The organism is Actinotalea ferrariae, assembly GCF_019733465.1.
GTDB classification, from domain to species: Bacteria; Actinomycetota; Actinomycetes; order Actinomycetales; family Cellulomonadaceae; genus Actinotalea; species Actinotalea ferrariae_A.
This window is the reverse complement of the sequence record NZ_JACVQL010000332.1, coordinates 1-2,587: the sequence shown is the minus strand read 5'-3', so window position 1 is coordinate 2,587 and position 2,587 is coordinate 1. Positions and strand designations below refer to the sequence as shown.

At 74.8% G+C, this 2,587-nt stretch carries 2 protein-coding genes and 1 pseudogene; all 3 read left to right on the top strand.

Features of this window, described 5'->3' with window-relative positions; all coding sequences use genetic code 11:
- Positions 1-265: 265 nt before the first annotated feature.
- Entirely contained in the window at positions 266-949 is a 684-nt protein-coding gene (gene hemQ, locus ICW40_RS19155) for a hydrogen peroxide-dependent heme synthase (RefSeq protein WP_221655582.1), read from the top strand.
- Entirely contained in the window at positions 946-2,184 is a 1,239-nt protein-coding gene (locus ICW40_RS19150; protein WP_221655581.1) for a ferrochelatase, read from the top strand. Before hemQ ends, ICW40_RS19150 begins: the two co-directional genes overlap by 4 nt.
- 22 nt (positions 2,185-2,206) lie before the next feature.
- A pseudogene (locus tag ICW40_RS19145) lies at positions 2,207-2,587 on the top strand (hydroxymethylbilane synthase); the annotation flags it as partial.

Sequence of the window (2,587 nt, the reverse complement as noted above, 5' to 3'; positions counted from 1 at the left end):
GGGCACCGCGCGCGGGTGGCCGCGGTGCGCGCCGCGGCCGAGGCGCGACCGGGTTTGCGCGTGTGCGGCGCCTGGCTCGCCGGGACGGGCCTCGCGGCCGTCGTCGCGGACGCGCGGAGAACTGCCGCGGGACTTCTCGGCGACATTCCGAAATGATGCTGACCGACCGTCAGGACGTTCTGACGCATTGTCATGACGGGGGCGTGACCCAGAACACGGCGGTCTGGATTTCCGCATTTCCCGGTGGTCCCGCAGACTTCGACCCATGACCTCACCCGTCGCCGGACCGGAAAGCCCGACGGGCGCCTGGACGCTGTGGACCGTGCTCGGCCGCCCGACGGTCCAGCCCGCGCAGACGCCGCCCGCGCCCCCGCTCACCGAGGCCGCCGCCGGGCTGCCCGCCGGCGTCGTCCTGCGCGGCGCGTACGACGTCTCCGGGCTGCGCGCCGGGTCCGACCTGCTCCTGTGGCTGCACGGCGACGCGCCCGAGGACCTGCAGCAGGCCGCGCGCACGCTGCGCCGCAGCCAGGACCTCGCCCCGCTGGTCCCGGTGTGGTCCGGCATGGGCGTCCACCGGCCGGCCGAGTTCTCGCGCGACCACATGCCCGCCTACATGCGGGACACCGAGCCGCTGCCGTGGTTCACGCTCTACCCGTTCGTGCGGTCCTACGAGTGGTACCTGCTACCGCCCGAGGAGCGCCGCGCCATGCTCATGGAGCACGGGCTCAAGGGCAGGGACTACCCCGACGTCCTCGCCAACACGGTCGCGTCGTTCGCCCTCGGCGACTACGAGTGGCTGCTCGCCTTCGAGGCGCACGAGCTCACGGAGCTCGTCGACCTCATGCGCCACCTGCGCGAGACCGAGGCGCGCCGGCACGTCCGCGAGGAGGTCCCGTTCTTCACGGGCCGCCGCATCGAGCTCGACGAGGTCCCGGAGGTCGTCCGATGAGCGTCTGCGATCCCTCCACGCTGCCGGACCGCGACCCGCAGCCGCCCGCGCCGTACGACGCGATCCTGCTCACGTCGTTCGGCGGGCCCGAGGGGCAGGACGACGTCATCCCGTTCCTGCGCAACGTCACGCGCGGGCGCGGTGTCCCCGAGGAGCGCCTCGAGGAGGTCGCCCACCACTACCGCCACTTCGGCGGCGTGAGCCCGATCAACGACCAGAACCGCGCCCTGCAGGCCGCGCTGCGCGCCGAGCTCGACGCGCGCGGGCTCGACCTGCCCGTGCTCTGGGGCAACCGCAACTGGGACCCGTTCCTGGCCGACGCCCTGCGCGAGGCGCACGCGGCCGGGCACCGGCGCCTGCTCGCCGTCGTGACCAGCGCGTACAGCTCGTACTCCTCGTGCCGTCAGTACCGCGAGGACCTCGCGGGCGCGCTGATCGAGACGGGGCTCGAGGGCGAGCTGGTGATCGACAAGGTGCGGCAGTACTTCGACCACCCGGGCTTCGTCACGCCGTTCGTCGAGGGAGTGCGCGAGGCGCTCGTGCGCACGCACGACGCGCTCGCCGGCGCCGACGACGCGGTCGACCTCGCGCGCGACGCGCACGTCCTGTTCGTCACCCACTCCATCCCGACGTCGACCGCGGTCGCGTCCGGCCCGCCCGACGCGCAGCTCGGCGAGGACGGCGCCTACGGCGCGCAGCACCGGGCGGTCGCGGACGTCGTCATGGCGAGCATCGGCAGCAGCGACGGGCCGACGGCCGGGTCGACGTCGGGCGCGCACGGCGCGAGCCTGGCCGGCGTGCCGTGGTCGCTCGTCTACCAGTCCCGCAGCGGCGCGCCGACGACGCCGTGGCTCGAGCCGGACATCAACGACGCGATCACCGAGCTCGCGGGGCGCGGGGTCAAGGCGGTCGTGATCGTGCCCGTGGGCTTCGTGTCCGACCACCTCGAGGTGCTGTGGGACCTCGACGAGGAGGCGCTCGAGACCGCACGCGAGGCCGGGCTGCACGCCGAGCGCGTCCCCACCCCGGGCGTGCACCCCGCGTTCGTCGGCGGACTCGTCGACCTCGTCCAGGAGCGCCTGGCGGGGCACACTGACCCCGTGACGTCCTCCGCACCTCGCTCGCGACCGGCGCTGACCGCGCTCGGGCCCTGGTACGACGTGTGCCGGCCCGGCTGCTGCCTCAACCCTGCGATGCGCGAGTCGCGACCGGCGGTGGCGGGTCTCGCACCGTGACGTCACGCGCAGGGGGGCGCAGATGCTGAGGATCGGGACACGGGGCTCCGCCCTGGCCACGACGCAGACCGGCATGGTCGCCGAGGAGCTGCGCCGCCTCGCGGGTCTCACGCGGGACGACGTCGAGCAGGTGCTCGTCCGCACGGAGGGTGACCGGCTCACCGGCTCCCTCGCGACGCTGGGCGGGACGGGCGTCTTCGTCGCCGCCCTGCGCGAGGCGCTGCTCGACGACCGCTGCGACGTCGCGGTGCACTCCCTCAAGGACCTGCCGACGGCGCCGGCCGAGGGGCTCGTCGTCGCGGCCGTGCCCGAGCGCGAGGACTCCCGCGACGCGCTGTGCGCACGCGACGGCCTGACGCTCGCCGGGCTGCCGCGCGGCGCGCGCGTCGGCACGGGGTCGCCC